General features: G+C 35.2%; 18 protein-coding genes and 1 other RNA gene. 11 read left to right on the top strand and 8 right to left on the bottom strand.

Features of this window, described 5'->3' with window-relative positions:
* Positions 1-86 precede the first annotated feature (86 nt).
* Entirely contained in the window at positions 87-731 is a 645-nt protein-coding gene (locus ACFS6I_RS03015; RefSeq protein ID WP_380918099.1) for a hypothetical protein, read from the top strand.
* Between the two features lie 162 nt (positions 732-893).
* Here the strand turns inward: ACFS6I_RS03015 and ACFS6I_RS03010 are convergent, their stop codons facing one another.
* From ACFS6I_RS03010 to ACFS6I_RS03000, 3 genes are all read right to left on the bottom strand, one after another.
* Positions 894-1,340, bottom strand: a complete 447-nt coding sequence (locus ACFS6I_RS03010) for a DUF6265 family protein (protein ID WP_380918097.1) — start codon at positions 1,338-1,340, stop codon at positions 894-896.
* A gap of 10 nt (positions 1,341-1,350) precedes the next feature.
* On the bottom strand, positions 1,351-2,379 hold the full coding sequence (locus tag ACFS6I_RS03005; RefSeq protein ID WP_380918095.1) for a hypothetical protein: 1,029 nt from the start codon (positions 2,377-2,379) through the stop codon (positions 1,351-1,353).
* Positions 2,380-2,544: 165 nt separating this feature from the next.
* A complete protein-coding gene (locus ACFS6I_RS03000; RefSeq protein ID WP_380918093.1) occupies positions 2,545-5,355 on the bottom strand; it encodes a sugar-binding domain-containing protein in 2,811 nt (936 codons plus the stop codon).
* Positions 5,356-5,698: 343 nt separating this feature from the next.
* Between ACFS6I_RS03000 and ACFS6I_RS02995 the strand changes: the two genes are divergently transcribed.
* Positions 5,699-6,331 carry a hypothetical protein gene (locus tag ACFS6I_RS02995; RefSeq protein WP_380918091.1) on the top strand — a complete coding sequence of 211 codons (633 nt, stop codon included), beginning with the start codon at positions 5,699-5,701 and terminating at the stop codon, positions 6,329-6,331.
* 141 nt (positions 6,332-6,472) lie between these two features.
* Here the strand turns inward: ACFS6I_RS02995 and ACFS6I_RS02990 are convergent, their stop codons facing one another.
* A complete protein-coding gene (locus ACFS6I_RS02990; RefSeq protein ID WP_380918089.1) occupies positions 6,473-8,173 on the bottom strand; it encodes a peptide-N-glycosidase F-related protein in 1,701 nt (566 codons plus the stop codon).
* A 450-nt stretch (positions 8,174-8,623) separates the two neighbouring features.
* Here ACFS6I_RS02990 and ACFS6I_RS02985 point away from each other — a divergent pair, with 450 nt between their 5' ends.
* The 3 genes from ACFS6I_RS02985 to ACFS6I_RS02975 all read left to right on the top strand — a co-directional run bounded on the left by ACFS6I_RS02985 (position 8,624) and on the right by ACFS6I_RS02975 (position 10,992).
* Positions 8,624-9,685, top strand: a complete 1,062-nt coding sequence (locus ACFS6I_RS02985) for a linear amide C-N hydrolase (RefSeq protein ID WP_380918087.1) — start codon at positions 8,624-8,626, stop codon at positions 9,683-9,685.
* A 244-nt stretch (positions 9,686-9,929) separates the two neighbouring features.
* Positions 9,930-10,070 (top strand): hypothetical protein, encoded by a 141-nt coding sequence (locus tag ACFS6I_RS02980; RefSeq protein WP_380918085.1) that lies wholly within the window; start codon positions 9,930-9,932, stop codon positions 10,068-10,070.
* A 688-nt stretch (positions 10,071-10,758) separates the two neighbouring features.
* A complete protein-coding gene (locus ACFS6I_RS02975) occupies positions 10,759-10,992 on the top strand; it encodes a hypothetical protein (protein ID WP_021190509.1) in 234 nt (77 codons plus the stop codon).
* 3 nt (positions 10,993-10,995) lie between these two features.
* Here ACFS6I_RS02975 and ACFS6I_RS02970 read toward each other — a convergent pair whose 3' ends face one another.
* Complete coding sequence (locus ACFS6I_RS02970) at positions 10,996-11,214, bottom strand: helix-turn-helix transcriptional regulator (protein WP_132773706.1); 219 nt, start codon at positions 11,212-11,214, stop codon at positions 10,996-10,998.
* Positions 11,215-11,396: 182 nt separating this feature from the next.
* Positions 11,397-11,764: a transfer-messenger RNA gene (gene ssrA / locus ACFS6I_RS02965) on the bottom strand.
* A gap of 163 nt (positions 11,765-11,927) precedes the next feature.
* Here ssrA and ACFS6I_RS02960 point away from each other — a divergent pair.
* Positions 11,928-13,277: a hypothetical protein gene (locus tag ACFS6I_RS02960; protein ID WP_380918082.1), complete on the top strand. Its 1,350-nt coding sequence runs from the start codon at positions 11,928-11,930 to the stop codon at positions 13,275-13,277.
* Positions 13,278-13,357: 80 nt separating this feature from the next.
* Here ACFS6I_RS02960 and ACFS6I_RS02955 read toward each other — a convergent pair whose 3' ends face one another.
* Positions 13,358-15,388, bottom strand: a complete 2,031-nt coding sequence (locus ACFS6I_RS02955; protein WP_380918080.1) for a M3 family metallopeptidase — start codon at positions 15,386-15,388, stop codon at positions 13,358-13,360.
* A 109-nt stretch (positions 15,389-15,497) separates the two neighbouring features.
* Positions 15,498-16,391, bottom strand: a complete 894-nt coding sequence (locus tag ACFS6I_RS02950; RefSeq protein WP_380918078.1) for a serine hydrolase — start codon at positions 16,389-16,391, stop codon at positions 15,498-15,500.
* 63 nt (positions 16,392-16,454) lie between these two features.
* On the opposite strand from ACFS6I_RS02950, the gene ACFS6I_RS02945 reads away from it, so the two are divergent.
* The 5 genes from ACFS6I_RS02945 to ACFS6I_RS02925 all read left to right on the top strand — a co-directional run bounded on the left by ACFS6I_RS02945 (position 16,455) and on the right by ACFS6I_RS02925 (position 21,307).
* Complete coding sequence (locus tag ACFS6I_RS02945) at positions 16,455-17,009, top strand: DUF1543 domain-containing protein (protein WP_132773696.1); 555 nt, start codon at positions 16,455-16,457, stop codon at positions 17,007-17,009.
* 76 nt (positions 17,010-17,085) lie between these two features.
* Complete coding sequence (locus ACFS6I_RS02940; protein WP_346596847.1) at positions 17,086-18,429, top strand: amidohydrolase; 1,344 nt, start codon at positions 17,086-17,088, stop codon at positions 18,427-18,429.
* 67 nt (positions 18,430-18,496) lie between these two features.
* Positions 18,497-19,348, top strand: coding sequence for an AraC family transcriptional regulator (locus ACFS6I_RS02935; RefSeq protein ID WP_132843299.1), 852 nt, complete (start codon positions 18,497-18,499; stop codon positions 19,346-19,348).
* A gap of 78 nt (positions 19,349-19,426) precedes the next feature.
* Entirely contained in the window at positions 19,427-20,665 is a 1,239-nt protein-coding gene (locus tag ACFS6I_RS02930) for an amidohydrolase (protein WP_380918075.1), read from the top strand.
* Positions 20,666-20,863: 198 nt separating this feature from the next.
* Complete coding sequence (locus tag ACFS6I_RS02925; protein ID WP_132773691.1) at positions 20,864-21,307, top strand: KTSC domain-containing protein; 444 nt, start codon at positions 20,864-20,866, stop codon at positions 21,305-21,307.
* Positions 21,308-21,315 lie beyond the last annotated feature (8 nt).

The following is a 21,315-nucleotide window of genomic DNA, read 5'->3' as shown; positions in this document are numbered from 1 at the left end:
TTTAAATTAAATTAAAAGAGAACTGTTGAATTTGGTTATACTTGTTAAGTACATATTAAGCGGACTACACAAAGGAATTAATTAACATGGATCCTACAAAAAACAAGCTCCAAATCGGTAAATTGTTATTGATAGCAATTCCATCTGTTTTTATCTTTTTAATGATCTGGATTGCAGCGGTATATATTGGTAATACTTATTTTGATTCTAAATCGAGTTCTGGACAATTTTTACTCTGGATATTAAGTGGTATAATCAGTTTTATGTGTTATCCGATTGCCTCAAAACAAATTTATAATCTCGGAGCTTTAAATAAGAATAACAAGATAGCGCATCCAGTTTTTGAAAGACAAAAATTTGATAAATCTGATTGGTTCTTTTTTATTTTACTTCATAGTATTACAGCACCTCTATTATTCTGGATCTTTTCTGATTTAGAACATCATGTGCAGATCTATGATTTTTTTGTGGATACCTTTGGAAGGAATTATAAAGGAGCGCCAAATTTTCCAGTTCTATTAGTATTTATATTCGGAACGTTTTTCCTATTGGCTATAGTTTACGTCCTATTTCTTAGGATTAGATATGGCACTTTTAATGAACCTAAGATTCTGTCAAGTATTGAAGATAAGAATTTCAAACAAAAGCAGGAGATTTATTTTTCATATGTAGCTTCAACAACACTTACGGTAATGATGCTTTATCTGTTGAAGATGGTATTACTAGTGTAATGCATAGTAAAGATTTTTACTTTTAGATCTCAGTATTGGAAGTTATTTATTATTTCACAACATCCAAATTTCTTGTGTATCATTTAAGAGGAGAACATAAGTTTGTCGTCAAGAGATGTAGTCGTGTGGTTATAGCAGTATTTTACAGCTTTGTTATTATTGTTATGGATTTAAATGCTGTCTGTATATGCGGTATGTGCTTGTTTTTTGTTTCATATCCGAAACTGTTACCTGAACTTCATTTTTAAAAATTTTTGTGTAAACGATCTGTTTTGGATAATCGTGATTCGGGTTCTCGAAAGTATATCCTTCTTTTTTTTCCATAAAAATAAAGGGTACACTTTTTCCGTTATTCTGATTAAGGACTGAGGCAATAAAGGTTATTCCTTTTTTAACTTGATTAAGTTCCAGATATTCAGAAACGATTATCTGCCCATGCTTCATCTGGTAAGAAAAGCCTTTCATAGTGGACTCATTTAATTGATCCCAATGTTCATATTGCTCTGTACTATTGATTTTCCATGTTCCTACTAAAAAAAGAGGAAGTTTTGACTGTCCATAAGAAGCAATGCTTGCTAACCACATGATGCAAAGTAAAACAGGTTTCATATGAGTATTATTAGTTGAACTTACTTTTTGGCCTTATGAGATAATTCCTTCTGTTTTCTATATCATTCAGAAGCAGATAGTCACCGCCGATCGGTTTATAGATGAAATAATTGAATCTTTCTCTTAGTGTTCCATCTTCGTCTACTGTAACAAACTGTTTAAAGTATATGTTTTTTTTGGGCATTGTAATCTGGAAATAACTCGTACCGTCCCACCCATTTCCAGAAGATCCATTCCCTGTGCCCCATGTCAGGTATTGAGATATATTCCAAAAGGAACTTTCTTTCCAATGTTCTTTATGAACAAATGTTCGTTGGAATAGCGTTGAACTATCGTAAGGCGTCACTGTATATTTTACTTCTTTATCATTCTGGTTGTAAGTTGAAGAATGATAAAAAAGAGAATCAGTAATCAGATAATGCCAAGTTTTATTTTTTAAAAAGAAGAGTTTATGTGCATTTTTAGCCTCTCCCGAAATCGTATCAGTAAAGCTGACTGCAAGATACTTTTCTTTATCCAATAAATTATCTACTTCTTTTTGTGCAAATCTCTTATTATCAGCTATGTTTTTAATAGGAATACCGTTACTGTTGTTATTTATAAGCCAAGTATTATAGGTATTCTGATCTGTGTCAAGGATATAATCATTAAAAGTATCAAAATGGTGATTTTCATTTTGACGAAATTTAAGTTTTAGTGAATCAGTTAATTGCCCCTTTAGATTGATTTTATACCAGCTGTTTTCAATGAATGCTTCAGTTTCGGTCTCTAAACTATTTCCTGTAATGATGATAATGGTACTGTCATTTGTCTGTAATACGGGTTCGATAAACCCTCCGTTAATCCTTACTACTTCGTAATAATCATCAAGTAAGCTATCTAGTTCGGTATAGCCTTTGTATAGTTCGGGAAGTGTTTCAGTTCGTAATTTAAAACGTTGCCAGTACATCGAGGTATCTGGTAACAGGATAATAACAGCGAAAGCAATAGTCCATATTGCCAGTTTTTTATATTTTGCTTTCTTATTGGGTATTTTCATTGATATAAGGTCTATAGCTATATGCTTTGGACAACCCACTTTTGCTCTTATTGTTGGGTAAAAATAGTGATTTTTTTGAGGATGACAATATTTGCTTAATACAGTAAGTTTGTTAAACAATTAAGGCTACCTGGTACGAAGGTAGCCTTAATCTGTAGTCAGATTTTACGGAAACAGTTTTTTGATTTTATCGATTTCAAAATTGTTCTGAGGGTTGAATGACACAGAATTCATATAATGCAATATTGATTTTTTCATTTGCGTTACCTCTAATCTTTTGTTTGGATTTTGGAGTAGATCTGCGGATGAAATTATTATTTTACCTTTTCCAATTTTCCCTTCGATGATTAGTCCTAACGATTGGTTTGTAAACCAGTCATCTATAATTCGTACAATGGGTTTAACGTCTTCGCCGAGCTCTTTCAGTTTCAAAGCATTGGCATTGGTGACCAGTCCCCACCATTGGAAATCAGAATAGTAATCTGTCGGAAATAGCTTTAAAGCAGGGTGATTAGGATCTACCAGTACACCCATTACATGAGGTGGTTGCTTATTTGTCCAAGCTGTGTTCCAAAAGATAGGGGAGTATCCCATCACAATCTCACCACCGTTTCCTTTTTTAATACTTCCTGCTCTGGGCGAAAATAAAACTTTTCCGCCCTTTTCAAGAATGCTATACGCTTGTTGATCTAAGGTGTCGGTTATGTGTACATCGCCTTCATAAGAGAGTGAAACCGCTGGATAGACCCAGATATTCCAGCTGTTACGATTTGATCCTACCTGTACAGTAAGTTTCAATTGCATGGGCACAAGGATTTCTCGAAGAGGATATTTGATATGACCCAAAATATGCGCATTTCCTAAAGGTATCGTCTGTTTATCGAGATTTCCGCTCGCTATAATACGGCCGTCAGCTTGTGTGAGATTCCAAATTGGAACAATATCCTTGATATCATCTTTTCCGAAATGGGCAATTTCTACAGATGCATCTAAACTTTCATCATTATTGTAAACCATTTTAGGAAGCCTGATCAGAGGTACGGTAGGTCCAGAAAATGTCTTAAATTCTTCAGGTGATATGTACCCCTTTTCTTCCCAAAAAGCATCGAGTACACCTACCAATGCAGTACCTTGACCAGGAAAATCACTAAGTCCAAGGAGTTGGAAGCCAGCAAATCCAGGAGTGCGCAGAGCAGCTTCAATATCAGCTTTATAGGTCATTGCCTGATGTCTACCTGAAGCAAGCAAAAAGCTATCAGCTAAATGTTCTAATTTGTTTGCTTGAAGTGTTTCTTGAAAAACTTCAAAATTATGTGCTTTTAATACTCCTGTGTATTTATCTATTTCTTTAAAATTAGGGTATGCACACCATTGCCCCACTTCATGAGAAATATAAGGTACTTTATATTTTCCAGTGATGTTCAACCAATCAAAATCTGTGGAAGGCGGATTGGCGTTGTTATAGCTTTTAAGACCATCCCCCCATACATAAAGTCTCGGATACATGGCATTATAAAACTCATTCTCTTTAATATCCGGCCATCCTGCACCCGATGTATAGAGGTGTCTGTTGTCATGTTTCTTTAAGTGGTCGACAAGTTTGCCTAAGAAACCTCCTTGGTTTTTTCCATCAGGTTCGTTTCCGTAAGTATACAGTATAAATGAAGGATGATTCCCGTATGTATTCAATATACTTTCGGATTCTTCATATATCCATTTGTCAAAACCGTTTCCTCCACCCACTAAAGTCCATCCGCCACCTTCTACCTGTATATATATACCCAGTTCATCTGCTGCTTCAAAAGCAGCTTTTGGAGGACACCAAGAGTGAAACCGGACGTGATTTAATCCATGACTTTTGACTACATTGTATATGCGTTTCCATTCGGCTATTTCAGTAGGCGGATAGCCAGTTAGTGGAAATACAGCACAGTCTAAAGTACCCCTGAGGAATGTCAATCGATCATTAATTTTAAATTGTGTCCCTGATATCTCTAGTTTTCGCATTCCAAACGAGGTCTGGTACTCTTTCGTATTGTGTTCATCTTGCATTTTTACAGAAAGTTGGTACAAAAATGGAGTAAATTCATCCCATTTGTAAAAATCATTTCCCATTGGATAGACCATCTCCGTTTTATTTTTCCCCGGAGCTATTACCTCCCGAACCTCAATACTTGCAGGTTTGTGGACTTTTGGCGTGAATTTGGAAGATGCCTGTAATATAAAGTTTATATTTTTAGAAGATTGAGATTTATTATCTGTTTGAAGTACGATACGTACTTCTTTCTTTTCTATATCAGGATACACTGCAATTTGCGTAACTGCTATTTTTGGAATAGCACGTATGTGTAATTGTCCCACAATACCGTTCCAGTTTGTTTGGGTATGATCGGAAATGCTGTGGGCGTTCATACCGACATCAATATTTTTAATGCGATTGTCAACCCGTATGCTAATGTGATGATTCCCAGCTTTTAGTTTACCCAAATTATATTCATGGGGTATTCCCAATGCATTCTGCATACCGATCTGTTTGCCATCGATCCACAATGTGGTTTCCCAATGAGCGCGCTCCAGATGCAATACAAGTTCCTGATCGCTCATAGCCTTGGAAATCGTAAAAGCACGGTTATACCATGCTGGACCTACATAGTTTTTATTGGGTTGTAACCAAAATATAGTTTTATAATTATCTTTTTCACGGAATTTTGCATAACGATCTGATTTAAACCAGGTGGAATCAATAATGCGTCCTGTCCATTTTGTATCCTTATCTATTGTATAACCTTGATTATTGGAGGCTAAGGTACCTGGTAAGATTAGTGTTTCTGTGAAGTCTATTAACTGCCATTTTTTTGTTACACCCACATCTTCAGGGTCTAGTTGGAATTTCCAGACTCCTTTTAAGTCGATTTGCTGACCACAAACAATTGTTACATAAAAGAGTAATGTAAATAGAAATGCTATTTTTTTCATTTCAATATTTTTAAAGTTTATAATTTGTGTTTGCACTTAATGCGCGTGATAATCGCAAAACTTGGTGATCATATCAGTATGATTTATGTACAAACATTACAACTTGCTCCATAAGGGCAAGACATTCCAGTAACAAATTTAACACGTGATATTTTTAGAAGAATGTACTATATAATCAAAAACATGCATTTTTTATTCATTATTGAATGCCTTAAGCGGTATTTGATAAGTTTTTTTAAAATTTATTTAATTTCGTTATTCTGAAGCAGTAGAATTATTAAAAAGGTATCACTAAATTTATAGTAATAATTTAAAATTTTAAATATAGATATTATCATAAAATATGTTCGGTTTTCTTTTTTTAGGACTGGCGTTTCTTTTCATTGTTATTTTTTATTTTGCAATTGGGCGAAATAAGCCGATGTTGATCCTGAATGGGATCTTGACAACGATCATTGGTGGCCTGTCTTTTTCAGGTATTTTTAGGGTTTATCCACCATTATTTATAATGGCTTTAATCGGTAGCATTTTGTTGCATTTTGCTATATATCGAAAAGTGAAGAGTGCTCGGGTAAACGTCACGTTATTATTGATAATTCAATCCCTTAGGATCGTGATTGAGTATTATCTTTATCAGTTATATCTCGAAAAACTAATTCCTCAGATTATGACTTTTAAAGGTTTTAATTTTGATATTATAATAGGGATATTCAGTGTTGTGTTTCTGGTTATTTCCTTATTCAGGAAATCTATCTTGAATAATTGGGTATTTACACTGTGGAATTATGCTGGTATTGTTTCGCTGATTTCCGTTGTCCTTATAGGGATATTTTCCTCCCCGGTACCGATACAGCAATTTAGTTTTGATCAGCCCAATGTTGCCGTTCTTTGTTTTCCCTATGCATTGCTGCCAACAATTATCGTTCCTATAGCACTATTGTCACATATATTACTGCTAAGAGCTATAAAGCGGTAGAATAATTGTCTAAAGTTATAAGGAGAATTTAAACAGGTAGAAGTTGTTGAAAGTGCTGAAGTAATATTACGATTTAAGTACAAAGGCTGTCTCTTATCTTGAGAGACAGCCTTTGCATATCAATAATGCTTATTATTGATATTATTGGGTTATCAAATAAGCAGATACTAAATATTTACTGTCTGTTTTCTCAAATTCGGCATCTGGTATTGCTATCTTTATGCTATGCTTACCTTTTCTTTGTGGTCCTAAATTGATAACACGAGTAGGAACTGGGCCTCCTGGGCACCAAGAACGACGTTCTTTACTGATGTTTCCGAAATATATGCCATTAGGTTGCGTATTATAGATTTCGTAAGGTGTACAGTCCTGGTTCATATCTATACGTATATATTCTTTAGCATCCAGATCAATAATGTGCTGTCTCCAATTGTATTCTTCTCCACCTTCAGCTGCACCATGTCCAGATGAAATAAGATAAAGAACAGTCGTCTTGGTGTCTTCAGATAATTCAAATTCTATCTCTTTACTATTTTTTCCAGCTGTTTTGTCCTTTCCATCTAAACTGTAGTAGCTTAATAGGGAAATTGCTTTTTCCGAAGATAAGGTTGTTTTTTTGTCGCTTATTAAATCAACAGATACGTTGAACGTTAATAATGAACCATCGCATCCGATTACTTCTCTTTGACCTGCTCCGGTAGTTCCAAATACTTCTGTTACGAGATACATTTCTTTATCGGTTTGTTTGATCGTACTGATCATCTGATCTATTTGAGCTTCGTAAGGTATATGGTCTGGATGACGACTTCGGTACATGAATGGTGTCATAATACGTAGTATTTCAAACTGTTCTCCCTTTTCCTTGTCAAATTTCTCACCTTTTGGCATAACGACTAAAGTCACTCGGCCAATTCTATCGTAATTATCACAGCCCGCTTTGATTGTAACTTTAACCTTAAGGTTATTGCCGATTTGCTTTATTTCGCTCGGATTTAGCTGGTATAGGTATTCGGAATTAGTGATGCGGGTTACACCTCTAGGAACAGAATTGTTAACAGTTTGGGCATAGCCATCAAAAAAATCAACATTCTTTAAAATATTGATGGTTACGATTTTTTGTTTTAGTTTTATTAAACTGGCTGTTATATCCTTACCTAATACAGTTATTTTTTGTTTCTTAGGTAGCTGATCGAAAAATAGCTGTGCTTTATCGAGGTCAAAAGCAGACCCATCAGTGCTTACATACATTTGCAATGCTTCAGCCGCATATGGTTTGGTAATATCTGCTGATAAAAACTCTGAAAGCTGTGCAAGCTTGTGGTTTTTTACACTGTCAATTTTTGCATCAACAATTTTACTTTGATTCGTATCTTCTGGTTTCACTCTTCTCTTCTCCCATCCTAGTAATCTTAAAGCAGTGTCAATCTTTAGATAAGGTTTTTTGAAAACCATATAATCATCGTTGGTGGTTGAACCTGTAATTATTGCCTTTCTTAGGTAGCCTTTTGCATTAATATTTACGATGCTTTGTGAAAGATATAAGTATAAGGAATTAGGATCTGCTAAAGCATTGGGTGAAGTATTGGGCTTTGTAAATTGTAATGTGGCACGAACATCTACATCGGCAGTACTTTTAAAATGAAATTTGTTGTTTTTAATAACTGTACTGTCTAATACTGCCTGTCCTTTACTTTGATAAGTCAAATAAATCATTCGGTTGGTAGAATCATAAGTTGGTATGTTGACTATTCCCTGTAATTGAAAGGAAACATCTGTGTTCTTTTGCGCCATCACGTTTGCAAATGATAGGACAGTAAACAAAAGCAATAAATACTTTTTCATATTTTGAAATTTCGGTTTAAATTGTATTTGTAATTCTTTCTGTAATAAGTTTTATTCAATTTAAGGTACGAATAGGTCCTTAATGTCGTAAATATCTGTAAAATTTGAAACAAAGCTTCATTTTTGTTAAAATAGAGATTCCTTTTTATTTATATGTGTTAGTTTTAATAAAAGACCTTCGCAAGGTCAGTTACTTCGTTTTACTTAAATAAGCATTTTATGTAACATTGAACGATAGTTGCTACCGAATATTTAATTTTTATCATCTATAAAGTAGATTTAAAACAACTGTTATAGGATATTTTTTTTAATTTATATGTAATTTCTTTTTAATCGAAAAAATATTTTTAAATTGCAGTGATGAGTCATTATATATGACGAAGGTGTCATATCTATTTTTCTTTTGTAGTCTAAGAACTAAACATTTTTATCTTAATAAAATTAGTAGTCATGAAAACATGTATTAAACAAATTGGAAGCACTTTGATTTTAACCGCAACTTTAATCGCCTCATCAATAGAAGCAGAAGGTTGTACAAGAGTGGTTTATAAAGGTCCAAACAGCACAATTATTACAGCGCGAAGTATGGATTTTTCCATTCCGATTCCTTCTAACTTATGGCTATTCCCAAGAGGAATCGAGCGCGATGGAAGTACTGGAAAGAATACGATTAAATGGACTTCAAAATATGGGAGCATGACGACTAGTTCTTGGGACATTGCAATATCGGATGGGATGAATGAAAAGGGGCTGGTTGCTAATATGCTTTGGCTAGTAAGCTCTAAATATCCCGAATTTTCCAAAGATATTGCCGGGAAAAATGGCTTGGCTGTTTCACTATGGGCGCAATATGCGCTAGATAACTTCGCGACAGTAGCTGAAGCTGTCGAACATTTTAAGAAAGAAGAATTTGTTGTTGTTACAGACTTTATCCCAGGAACAGATAAGTTTACTACTGTCCATCTTTCTATGTCAGATGCTAGTGGAGACAATGCTATTCTTGAATACATTAACGGAAAATTAGTCATACACCATGATCCTGCTTATACTGTAATGACTAATGATCCGATTTTTGAAGAACAACTTGCGATAAATGAATATTGGAAAGGTATTCCTGGAAATATATTTCTCCCTGGAACAAACCGCGCTGCGGATCGCTATGTTAGAGCGTCATATTATATTAAAGCTGTCCCGCAAACAGATAATACCAGAATTGCTGTAGCGAGTGCGTTTAGTGTAATTAGGCAATGTTCCGTACCTTATGGTATTTCTACTGAGGGTTTTCCTAATTTATCAACAACTAGATGGAGAACAGTTTCAGACCAAAAGAATCTGGTTTATTATTTTGAAGATGCACTAAGTCCGAATGCGATCTGGGTAGATTTGAAAAAATTGGATTTTAGCAAGAATGGAAAAATAAAAAAACTGGCATTGGATAAAAATCAAATTTATGCAGGAGAAACATCAGACAAATTTTTAGATGCTAAGCCTTTTGTATTTCAGGGAATATAAAAGAAAAAAGCAATAGTTATTCAGATTAATTACCGATACGGCGATTATTTGAACCTTGTTTAAGGTTTAATTTCTCTCAAAAAAGAAAAGCTCAACTTTTGTTGAGCTTTTCTTTTTTGAGCCGGGGTTATTATGTAGCATGCATTTACACGATTTACCGAAAGGAAATAATTAAGTTATCTATTTAATGGGGTATCAATTATTGAATTGAATTAAAATTTCTATTTAATTGCGTAGTTGACATATGCAGCATAAATTTTCTAACGCCAAAACAGGTTGGAAAATACTCCGGAAAACTGCGGAAATTCCGGAAAAGCAACGTTGCAAAAATAAAAATAAATTATGTGTAGCAGAAGCGGTATTTATAAAACAACGTGGATCATAATATCAATAATAATTTATAAATCTGTATAGCTATAATAGGACGATGCACTTTCAGCCTTTATTCGGGTCTATTTCGCCCTTTCTTCGGAAAGCCTCTACTGTTTTTCCACCTTGCCTATACTGTGCCTCTACTGTTTTTGTAGAGGCACAGTATACAAACAGAATAGGAACAGTAGAGGCACAGTTGATATTTCCCGAAGCTTTCCCGAACTGCGTGCGAATAAGTATCGAAGCAGATTACTATTGTTTTATACTGATAATAAGTGGACAGCTAGTCTTGTCCGCTTTTTAGTTTACACTTGTGGAGTATAAAAAATGTAATTTATTAATATCTAACAGGGTATTTACTATTGTTTGTTAAAGTGTTGAAATATGGGAAACTCGAATAGTTTCCCATATTTCAACACCATTTTTTTATGATTACATCATTGCCACTAAAGATCTCTTTTGTTTAGTACTTCTTCAATGGTTCAAGTATTACATAAGCAACTGATAGGAACTGTGTCATTTAATAAAGTTAGGCGTGATACAAAGTTTTAAAGAAATCTTTTTTAGATATTAACGGATTGTAATTTATGGATTATTAAAATGTTATTTTTGATTTACAGTACTTTAAAACTGTTGTTTTTGAACGGGCAAACTGGTATATTTAGATAAAAGTAATTCAGCTTTCCCAATATTCTAAAAATATGAGACAGTTAGCAGTTAAAATATTACAGTTGGTAAAAGAAGACAAAGATCTTCAGCCCTTGATGGTAAATGAATCTTTTCAAGATGAATTGGCAATCTTAGAAAGGACTGGTTTTATTAGAAGTTTTAAGCCTGAAATTGGGCAAAGTCCTTATGAATGCTATGATATTACAAGAAAAGGTATTGAACGTCTTATTGAATTAGAGGCATCAAATTATAAAAGAGTAGGCTAATACCTACTCTTTTTTATTTATATACCTTTTTAGGGTAATGATTGCGCCTAATTGAAATAAGGTATGTGCATTATGCTTACGCTTAAGATCATTTAGTGTTTTTTCAATTGATGATAAACTGTAAGGGTTATGCCCCTTTTCTTTGAGTTCGCGAGCAATTTCAGGCTGTGTTTTGCCCTGCAGTAAGGAGTCAATTAGAAGTTTTTCAAATTCGGTTTGCATTTAATAAAGATAATAAATTCGTACAACTTATGTATATGTGGTTCTATTGTGCTGGGTATGAGATTACTTCGTAAGCATTCTCATTAATCAATTTTGTTTAGATCCCGACGTCGTACATTTTTTTGCTGTAATTTCTCATAAAATAATAAAACCGCATTCAGTTAAACTGAGTGCGGTTTTATTTGTGGAGCCGGAGAGATTCGAACTCTCGTCCAGTCATGGTACTGTGTACGCTTTCTACATGCTTAGCTTCTCTTTAATTGTCGAGCGAGGGAAGGTGAGTTGCTGACCTATACCGTACGCCGTATTTGCTGAGTCTTACAAGTGATTAGCAAAATCACACCTGCCAGTTCTATTGTTCGATGCCCCGAATGTTAAACCAAAGAACAGGATCTAACGGGACAAATAGCTATGTTAAGTCTAACTTAAGCAGCTAAGGCGTAGTTTTCTTCGCCAGTTGTAATTGTGAAAGTTCCGATTAAAGTGCTCTACTAACAACGCACTGCATGCTTACATAACCGTCTCCATCCTGTCAATTCCGGTCGACCCCAATTATGTAGATTACAAAAATACAAATATTATTTCAATTATGAAGGAATATACACGCTTGGAATACAATATATTTTGTATCTTACATATATTGATATACAAACAATTGTTAATCAGAATTGTTATAAGGATGAAATATTCATTGAATCAAAAAATAAATCTACATGGCTAAGGAAATAAAATCTAAAAATTCGAAAAAGACAAATAAAAAGGCGTCTACTCCAGTTGCTAAAAAGAAGTTCGCAGCTGATGTAAGCAATGTAAAAACAATTGCAGAAAAATCGAAAACACCGCGCAAACTAAAGAAATCATCTAAGAAAGTGACTTCAAAAGAGGAATCTAAATTAGTAAAGGCATATAAAAAGCTGAATAAAAAAGTGAAAGAAACACTTTCGGAGATTCAGGAAAAATTGCCTTTTTTTCATGTAGATGAAACGATCAAACGAGTTACTTCTAATAAGAATGATGATGCAATTAAATCTGATAAGAATAAAAAGAAGAAATTAAAGGATAGTAAGTCTTTAAAAAAAGGTGAAGTCTCTAAAAGTAAGAAAAAGGATATTAAAGCCGTAGCAGAAAAAAATATCGAAGTAAAAAAAGACGATGATAAGCCAAAAGCTACTAAACCAGTAACCGCAAGTAAACCTGTAGCAACAGCATCAAAACCAGTCGCTAAACTTGATCCTCCAAAAGTAGCACCAAAGGTTACTGAGGCCCCTAAGTCTACAACTGTAAGTAAACCTGTAGCAACAGCATCAAAGTCGGCAGCAAAACCTGCTCCTGCGAAAGCAACACCAAAGGTAGCTGAAGCTCCGAAAGCCACAACTGCAAGTAAACCTGCAGCAACAGCATCGAAGCCGGTAGCAAAACCTGCTCCTGCGAAAGCAGCACCAAAGGTAGCGGAAGCTCCGAAAGCCACAACTGCAAGTAAACCGGCAGCAACAGCATCGAAGCCAGCAGCAAAACCTGCTCCTGCGAAAGCAACACCAAAGGCAGCTGAAGCTCCGAAAGCCACAACTGCAAGTAAACCTGTAGCAACAGCATCGAAGCCAGCAGCAAAACCAGCTCCTGCGAAAGCAACACCAAAGGTAGCGGAAGCTTCAAAAGTCGCAACTGCAAGTAAGCCTACAGCAACAGCATCAAAACCAGCTCCTGCGAAAACTGCGCCAAAGGTAGGGGAAGCTCCAAAAGTCGCAACTGCAAGTAAGCCTGCTACAACAGCATCAAAACCAGCTCCTGTAAAAGTAGCTACAAAAGCAACTAATGTTTCGAAACCAGCAACAGCATCAAAGCCAGTAGCTAAACCTGCTACTACAAAGGCAGCGCCAAAGGCTACTGATAGCACAAAATCAGGGGAAGCAGCTAAACCTGTTGTATCACCTTCTGAAGCTAAAGGAAGTCCGGTGACACACCCAAGCCTTGCTCCCGATAATAATGCAAAAACGGTCAGTGCTGCAAAAGAAAATACCGATAAAAATACGGCAGGTGACGAAAAAGCTGAGCCTACAAAATAGGGACTATTTAAAAAAAAGAATAATAAAAAAAGGATGCCTTACGATCATAGAGCATCCTTTTTTTATGCATTGGCAAATATTTACTTTATTAAACCAGCACGTTTCAATAAAGCTTCTACCTTCGGTTCTTGGCCTCTAAATTGTTTGTACAAACTCATTGGATGTTCAGTGCCACCTTTGGATAAAACGGTATTTTTAAACTTAGTTGCAATCTCTTTGTTAAAAATGCCATTTTGTTTAAAGTAATCAAACGCATCTGCATCTAAAACCTCAGCCCATTTGTAACTGTAGTAACCTGAAGAATAACCGCCATTAAATATATGGGAAAAAGATGTGCTCATTGCATTTTCAGTAACATCAGGATAGAGTTGCGTCGATGCAAACTGTTTATTCTCAAAATTTTTGAGGTTATCGATCGCTGTAGGATCTTGACCATGCCAGCCCATATCTAATTTTCCAAAGCTGAGTTGGCGAAGTGTAGCCATACCTTCTAAAAAGGAAGCACTCTCACGAATTTTTGTAACAAGATCCATTGGGATAGGTTCTCCAGTTTCATAATGCTTAGCAAATAGCGCCAATGCTTCTTGTTCATAACACCAGTTTTCCATGATCTGACTAGGCAGTTCGACAAAATCCCAAAACACCGCAGTTCCTGAAAGCGTAGGGTAAACGGTATCTGCTAGCATACCATGTAAAGCATGACCAAATTCATGAAATAAAGTTGTTACCTCATTAAATGTTAAAAGCGACGGTTTGGTTTCAGTAGCAGGAGTGAAATTACACACGATTGAAACATGTGGACGTTCATTTTTACCATCTTTTTTATATTGTGGTTTAAATGAAGTCATCCAGGCACCATTGCGTTTACCTTTTCTTGGAAAAAAGTCAGCATAAAAAACTGCAATGAAATTCCCCAAATCATCTTTTACTTCAAATGTTTGTACATCTTTATGGTACTTGTCAATAGTTTGCACTTCATTGAAGTATAAACCAAATAATTTTCCTGCAATTTCAAATGCTCCTTGCAGTACGTTTTCTAATTTGAAATAAGGTTTTAATTGCTCATCATCAAGCTGAAACTTCTTTTGCTTCAATTTTTCAGCATAGTAAGCTCCGTCCCATTTTTCTAAAATAGCAATACCATCAGTTTCATTGGCAAAAGAGCTTAATTCGTGAAATTCATCTTTTGCCGCTGGTTTTGCTTTGGTCAATAAATCATCTAAGAATGCGTTTACCTTATCTGGATTCTGTGCCATACGTTCTTCTAATACAAAGTGGGCGTGCGTTTGATAGCCTAGAAGTTGTGCGCGTTGAAATCGAAGTTTCGCAATTTTTAATACAATCTCTTCGTTATTATTTTCATTATCCTGATATGCTTTTTTACCGGCGGCAATAGTGATTATTTTACGCAATTCACGATTTTCGGCATAGGTGACAAACGGGATATAGCTTGGATAGTCTAGGGTAAAGATCCAACCTGTTTTTTCTTGAGATCTCGCTAATCCGGCTGCAGCTTCTTTGACTCCGTCTGGCAAACCAGCAAGCTCAGCTTCATCTGTAATATGAAGTTCATAAGCATTGGTATCGGCCAATACGTGTTCCCCGTACTTTAATTTAAGTAGCGAGAGTTCGGTATCAATAGCGCGAAGCTGCTCTTTTTTATCATCAGACAGAAGCGCCCCATTGCGAACAAAATCTTTATAGTTTTTCTCTAATAAAGTTGTTTGCTCTAATGTTAAATCCAACTGTTCTTTTTGATCATAAACCTGCTTTATTCTTTTGAACAGATCAAAATTAAGCGTGATATCATTGCCAAGTGCTGCAAGTTTTGGAGCAACATCTTGAGCGATCTGTTCTAATTCGTCGTTGGTTTCCGCTGAATGTAGATTGAAAAAAATAGTTGATAAACGATCTAAAGACATTCCCGAAAATGCCAATGCAACAATCGTATTGTCGAAAGTAGCAGGTTCAACGGTATTTGCTATGGCATCAATTTCAGTTCTAGTGCTAGCAATAGCTTGATCAAATGCAGGTATATAGTCTTCGTTATTTATTTTAGAAAATGGTGCGGTATTATGAACCGTCTCAAAATGTTGTGTTAAGATACTCATAAAGTAAATTTAGTAGAATATTTTGAACCTATGTAGAAAAATCAAAATTACGACAGCGAGATGATATTCAAAATTGAAAATTCGCTTTATTCATTCTTTAGCTTATAGTTTAAGGTGTATAGGTTTTTTTTGGTTCAAAATAATTCCATAATAAATGTGAGATCTTTCTGGTGAGTTCCTCAGCTTCATTATTTTTAGTCCAGCTTTGATCTTTAATGTTGTTTGTCAATACACAAAATACATAATCACCACTAGGGGCATTTACAAGTACAACTTCACCGCGGGCTTCATCAACAGAGCCTGTTTTAGATGCGGTCTTTACATATGCCGGTATCTGAGAAAGGGATCGTTCGTTGTAAAAGATATTTCCTAAATAACGGTACATTTTATCCGATGCTTTTGTGCTGACAACTTTACCTTGGAAAATCAGCGCTACTAAGGTTGCCATTTCTCTGGGGGTAGTCTGTCCCCAACCATATTTTTTCCAGATCTCATTGCGACCTTCGGTACGGGAATTAACTTTTGTATTGACTAAACCTAACTGGTCCATGAGTTGGTTTATGTTCGAACCTCCTCCTGCTAGTTGCTGATTCCAAATAGAGGTGACATTATCACTGTAAGAAATCATGAGACCTATCATAGTGGCAAGATCTGTTTCACTGCTGTCTTTAAAAAATTGCATCAGACCTGAACCGCCATATTGCTGTGATGATCGGTATGTAAATTTTTGATCCAGTGCCAATTCTCCTTTTTCGATTTTATCAAATATACCTGCTAGTATAGGAACTTTTACGATACTGGCTGTTGGAAAAATGGAGTCAGCCTGGATAAGTACCTCTTTTTGGGTTTTGAGATTTTTTACATAGATACCGATATCTCCATGAAAGTCTTGTGTTAAGGCTCTTAATTGACGGTCTAATTTTTTGTCAATATGCTGAGCACTGGTGCTATAAGGAAATAGGATAGCAATGATGAGTAGAAGGAATAAATTTTTTGTTCTCATTAGATTTTAATTGTACCTTATAAAAGTAATGATAATAAAAGTATAATTAATCGAAGGAAGTATATGAATCTTTTTATGTTATTATTAGGATGTAAGCCATCTGGAAGACATGTTGAACAGCATGATATCTATTTTGGTATTGCGGAACGTTTGGGAGAACTGGCTCCATCTATAGAAGCCTATTGGCCCGAGGCAAAAGGGGAGATTCATGTTGATGCCTGGCGAGCAGTGACAAAAGTCGGATCTTATCAAATTTCAATCTCGGAAGAGCCTGTAAACAATGGAAGCTTGAAACTCTATTTTGTTAATATGGGAGGGTATAAACCCAATGATATGGAAGAGTATCATTATAAGGAAATGGTTGTTGCTTATAACTTGGAGGAAGCAAAGGAAGTCGCAAAAGAAACGGTTTTCTTTAAACATCATATTTCTCCGCATATTGATGATAAATATGGTATCGATGTCGATGATGTATATGAAATTGAAGAGCTTTTACCGGCATTATTTAAAGGGAAATATTATGTTAAGATTCGTGAAGAGCAACATGATTTCTTAAAGGAAGATGATATTACTAATGGTTACTTTACGATGGAAATCTTACGAGATCAATTGGAATAAATCAGACAAGTATTGTTATAAAACGTACCTCTATTTTGATTTAGTTTACTTGTAATTTTATAACAAAAAAAAGAAAGTGAATAATTTGAACCATTTATCCCGTAAACAATTCATACAAAATGCCGCTATAGCTGTTGCTGGCGCATCTCTTCCGTTAAGCACATTGAGCGCTAAATCTATCAATCCAATGCATATAGAAATAAAAAGTAAAATGCTGAAATTTAAGAATGTACGTTTGGAAACTGGTTTTATTTATGATGAAGCTGATGTAATTGGTACTAAAACGGATTTGTTTTATGTTGAAGTTGAAAATGGTAAAATATCAAAAATCGGTTCCAATCAAGCCAACGCAGATGCTATTGATGCAAAAGGATTATTAATGTTGCCTTCTTTCAGAGATATGCACATCCATTTGGATAAAACTTTCTATGGTGACAAGTGGCAAGCAATAAGACGTGGAGCTGGCGGCGTGAAGGGCATGATTGCTTTAGAACAAAAAATACTTCCCGATTTATTGAAGAATTCAACTTTCAAAGCTGAGAAACTGATCGAATTATTACAGTCGAAAGGTACAGGATTTGCACGCAGTCATGTTAATATTGAACCTACTTCGAAGTTGCAGTCGCTAAAAAATCTACAAAAAGCGCTTGAGAACAAACATAAAAGTTTTAGTGCTGAGATCGTCGCTTTTCCGCAACACGGCGTATATTATACAGATAGTGTTCCTTATTTAAAGGAAGCTGCTCAAATGGATATTGACTTTATAGGTGGCGTAGATCCGTATTCTATTGATGGACAAATTGAAAAAACAATGGATTTTACAGTTCAGTTGGCATTGGATAACCAAAAAGGAATAGATATTCATTTGCATGAGTCTGGAGAATCGGGATTGAAAACAGTGGAGTATCTGATTGATAAGGTTAATGAGAATCCTACATTGAAGGGTAAAACATTTTTAAGTCATTGTTTTGTATTAGGAAAGATTGATAAAGTAAAACAAGAGGAGATTGCTGAAAAATTAGGAGCTGCTCAAATCGGTATTGTTTCTACTATTCCTTTTGGAGGTTTAATTATGCCGATCCCTACTTTATATAAACATAACGTTACGGTAATGACCGGAAATGACAGTATTGTGGATCATTGGAATACTTTTGGAACGGGAAGTGTTCTGCAAAAAGCTAATCTGATGGCACAGTTGTATGGATATTCGTCAGAGTTTTTATTGTCAAGAAGTTTAAAGATAGCAACGGGAGGAACTTTACCTCTAAATGATAAGGGTGTAAAACAATGGCCAAATGTTGGAGATCAGGCCGATTTTGTGTTGATCAAGGCGAGTTGTTCTGCAGAAGCAGTATCACGGATCTCTGATGTGGAGACTTTGGTACATAAAGGTGAATTGGTGAAGATATCCCAAGATTAAAAAAATGGTTGATTATAATCCATTCTCCTCTGTTTTTAGTAAATTGAATTACTAAATTTGAGGAGAAATGGATAACCAGCACGATTATTTTCCAGTTTTAAATATTCAAGAATTTACTGAAGCACCCTCAGGATTTACAAATTTATTGTTTCATGAGATCAGAGGTGCTCGTCATATTGTTGAACCACATAAGCATGATTTTTTAATTATTCTGCTATTTGAGAAGGGGAGTGGTACCCACAGCATTGACTTTAAAAATTATGTGATCGAATCTCAGCAGGTTCATTTTTTATTCCCAGGACAGGTTCATCAATGGCAATTTGATGAAGATACGGTCTGTTATCAATTGATGATTAGCCGTGAATGGTTTGAAAGTTTTCTCCCCGATCTTCGATTTTCCTCTCTTTATTACCAGCAACATCCTGTTTTTCAAATTTCTAGATCGCTTTATACAGCATTGTTTTATGAATTTCGAGCTATAGAACAGGAATTGCAAGAAACAAATATTCTTTGGGAAATTATTCAGACACGTAGCAAATTGATCGGTTTGTTATTGCGCAAGTCTTTTGAGATTACATTCAATGATTTTGAGAAATATCATTCAAATCCGATTATTTCAAAATTTGTACAGCTCATCGATCTTCATTTTAAATCAAATCGGTCGGTAGCTTTTTATGCAGAAAAATTACATATCTCCGCTAATTATCTCAATATAGTTAGTAAAAAAGTGATTAATACCGCCGCATCGACATTGATTCATGACCGTATTTTATTAGAAGCAAAACGTTTGCTTAAAATATCGGAAATGAGTGTTAAGGATATTGTATATGATTTAGGATTTTATGATCACGCCAGTTTTTCGAAGTTTTTTAAAAGTCATACCGGAATGACACCATCTCAATTTAAAGAACAAGGATAATTTTGACAACAGTTGGCATAATCTGTACCTAATCGGTCAGTAGTTGATTTTTATATTTGTTATATAATCATTTATCTTATGTTGCCATCTCATAAATTAATTGCCAAAGGGCATTACACACTAAAAAATGTTCGTTTAGAGACCGGATTCGAATATGAAAACCAAGAGGTAATCGGTACTCTTACTGATCTCTTCTGTATTGAAATTGCAAACGGAAAGATAATAGCTATAAAAGCTAATAATGCAGCTGAAGAAGCTGTAGACATGAAAGGAAGGCTGATGTTGCCTGCTTTTAAAGACATGCATATTCATATCGATAAAACTTTATTTGGTTTACCATGGCAAGCACTATCTCCAAAAAGAAAAACGGTTGCAGATATGATTGCTTATGAGCAAGAGATCATTCCCAGATTGTTGACAACCTCCACAGCACGTGCCGAGCAACTCATTGCTTTATTGCAGGGATATGGTACAACTTATGCGAGAACCCATTTTAATGTAGATCCGACCTCTGGGCTTCAATCTTTTGAAAATCTTTTGCTAGCGCTCGAACATCAAAAAGATTCCTTTCAAGCGGAGCTTGTTGCTTTTCCGCAACACGGGCTTTATTATACAGATTCTGCTCCTATTATGAAAGAAGTAGCGAAGTCTGATCGGGTTGATTTTATAGGCGGACTTGACCCACTCAGTATTGATGGAAGCATAGAGAAGCCTATGGAATTTACTGTACAGTTGGCATTGGATAATAATAAAGGAATAGATATTCATCTTCATGAAGCAGGTCCTTCGGGAATGAAAACAATTCAATATCTGATCGATAAAGCAGTTGAAAATCCTCAGTTACAGGGGAAAACATTTATCAGCCATGCCTTTGCTTTAGCACAACTGAATGCAAAGGAGGTTGAAGAGATTGCTGAGAAATTGGCTTTTGCAAAAGTGGGTATTGCTTCTTCTGTGCCATTTAAAGGACGTCCGATGCCTATTCCAGCATTAAAAAAACATGGAGTAAATGTGCTGATCGGAAATGATAATGTACAGGATTATTGGAGCACATTTGGTACGGGTAATATGCTGCAAAAAGCAAACCTTATAGCAGAGCTATACGGATATGCGACCGAATTGCAGCTTTCACGTACGCTACGCTTTGCAACACAGCAACTCTTGCCTTTAGACGATGAAGGAAAACAACAATGGCCAAAAGCGAATGATGATGCTAACCTTGTTTTTGTAGATGCGACCTGCTCAGCCGAAGCAGTCTCTAGAATGTCTTATGTACACGCATTTATGCACAACGGAAATCTTTTTGTGACAGATTAAGCTCGTTATGAGCTCATAGGGGCGGTGATTATACTTGACTTTTCGGCAGTATTGCTAAGTTAAATACATAATTTATGTATGTAAAATATGAAATTACAAAAAATTAACATACAATTGTTCATTCTAAAATATAATTGACGTATTTTTGCAAATCCTAAAATCAATATGGTTTGGTTGGAATAGGGAAAAATAAATATTATGAAAAGAATAGGTGAATCCAAAAAGATTTTTGGTATTACAAAAAATGAAGATTTAGCGACGTTAAAAAAGATATATCGTGACTTAATCAAAGCTTGGCATCCGGATAAATTTCAAGATGAAGTACAAAAAGAGGAAGCTGAGTTAAAAAGTACAGAAATTATTGAGGCTTACCACTTCTTAGTTAGTATTTCTCCTGAGACACATGAAGCAAATTTAGAAGAGTATAACAATACGATCAATAACTTTTTTATTGAAGATTTTGAATTTAAGGGTCAGACATTACGCGTTACATTTCAGGATAAAAGTACTTATGAGTATTTTGGTGTTCCAAAAACAGTGTACACGAAATTCATTAATGCTGAGTCTCGTCCAAGATTTGGTAGAAGACAAATTTTCAACTCATATACATTCCGCAAAAGTGCGAATGCAATGGGAGCATAGTTTAATTG

This window comes from Sphingobacterium anhuiense (assembly GCF_042686355.1).
Classification (GTDB): Bacteria; Bacteroidota; Bacteroidia; order Sphingobacteriales; family Sphingobacteriaceae; genus Sphingobacterium; species Sphingobacterium anhuiense.
Note: the sequence above shows the minus strand (reverse complement) of the source record. Positions and strands in the feature narration are given on the sequence as shown.

What these genes read in the sequence shown, in the direction of transcription:
- ACFS6I_RS03015 (WP_380918099.1), top strand. Translation starts at nt 87, where the DNA reads ATGGATCCTACAAAAAACAAGCTCCAAATCGGTAAATTGTTATTGATA.
- ACFS6I_RS03010 (WP_380918097.1), bottom strand. Translation starts at nt 1,340, where the DNA reads ATGAAACCTGTTTTACTTTGCATCATGTGGTTAGCAAGCATTGCTTCT.
- ACFS6I_RS03005 (WP_380918095.1), bottom strand. Translation starts at nt 2,379, where the DNA reads ATGAAAATACCCAATAAGAAAGCAAAATATAAAAAACTGGCAATATGG.
- ACFS6I_RS03000 (WP_380918093.1), bottom strand. Translation starts at nt 5,355, where the DNA reads ATGAAAAAAATAGCATTTCTATTTACATTACTCTTTTATGTAACAATT.
- ACFS6I_RS02995 (WP_380918091.1), top strand. Translation starts at nt 5,699, where the DNA reads ATGTTCGGTTTTCTTTTTTTAGGACTGGCGTTTCTTTTCATTGTTATT.
- ACFS6I_RS02990 (WP_380918089.1), bottom strand. Translation starts at nt 8,173, where the DNA reads ATGAAAAAGTATTTATTGCTTTTGTTTACTGTCCTATCATTTGCAAAC.
- ACFS6I_RS02985 (WP_380918087.1), top strand. Translation starts at nt 8,624, where the DNA reads ATGAAAACATGTATTAAACAAATTGGAAGCACTTTGATTTTAACCGCA.
- ACFS6I_RS02980 (WP_380918085.1), top strand. Translation starts at nt 9,930, where the DNA reads ATGCAGCATAAATTTTCTAACGCCAAAACAGGTTGGAAAATACTCCGG.
- ACFS6I_RS02975 (WP_021190509.1), top strand. Translation starts at nt 10,759, where the DNA reads ATGAGACAGTTAGCAGTTAAAATATTACAGTTGGTAAAAGAAGACAAA.
- ACFS6I_RS02970 (WP_132773706.1), bottom strand. Translation starts at nt 11,214, where the DNA reads ATGCAAACCGAATTTGAAAAACTTCTAATTGACTCCTTACTGCAGGGC.
- ACFS6I_RS02960 (WP_380918082.1), top strand. Translation starts at nt 11,928, where the DNA reads ATGGCTAAGGAAATAAAATCTAAAAATTCGAAAAAGACAAATAAAAAG.
- ACFS6I_RS02955 (WP_380918080.1), bottom strand. Translation starts at nt 15,388, where the DNA reads ATGAGTATCTTAACACAACATTTTGAGACGGTTCATAATACCGCACCA.
- ACFS6I_RS02950 (WP_380918078.1), bottom strand. Translation starts at nt 16,391, where the DNA reads ATGAGAACAAAAAATTTATTCCTTCTACTCATCATTGCTATCCTATTT.
- ACFS6I_RS02945 (WP_132773696.1), top strand. Translation starts at nt 16,455, where the DNA reads ATGAATCTTTTTATGTTATTATTAGGATGTAAGCCATCTGGAAGACAT.
- ACFS6I_RS02935 (WP_132843299.1), top strand. Translation starts at nt 18,497, where the DNA reads ATGGATAACCAGCACGATTATTTTCCAGTTTTAAATATTCAAGAATTT.
- ACFS6I_RS02930 (WP_380918075.1), top strand. Translation starts at nt 19,427, where the DNA reads ATGTTGCCATCTCATAAATTAATTGCCAAAGGGCATTACACACTAAAA.
- ACFS6I_RS02925 (WP_132773691.1), top strand. Translation starts at nt 20,864, where the DNA reads ATGAAAAGAATAGGTGAATCCAAAAAGATTTTTGGTATTACAAAAAAT.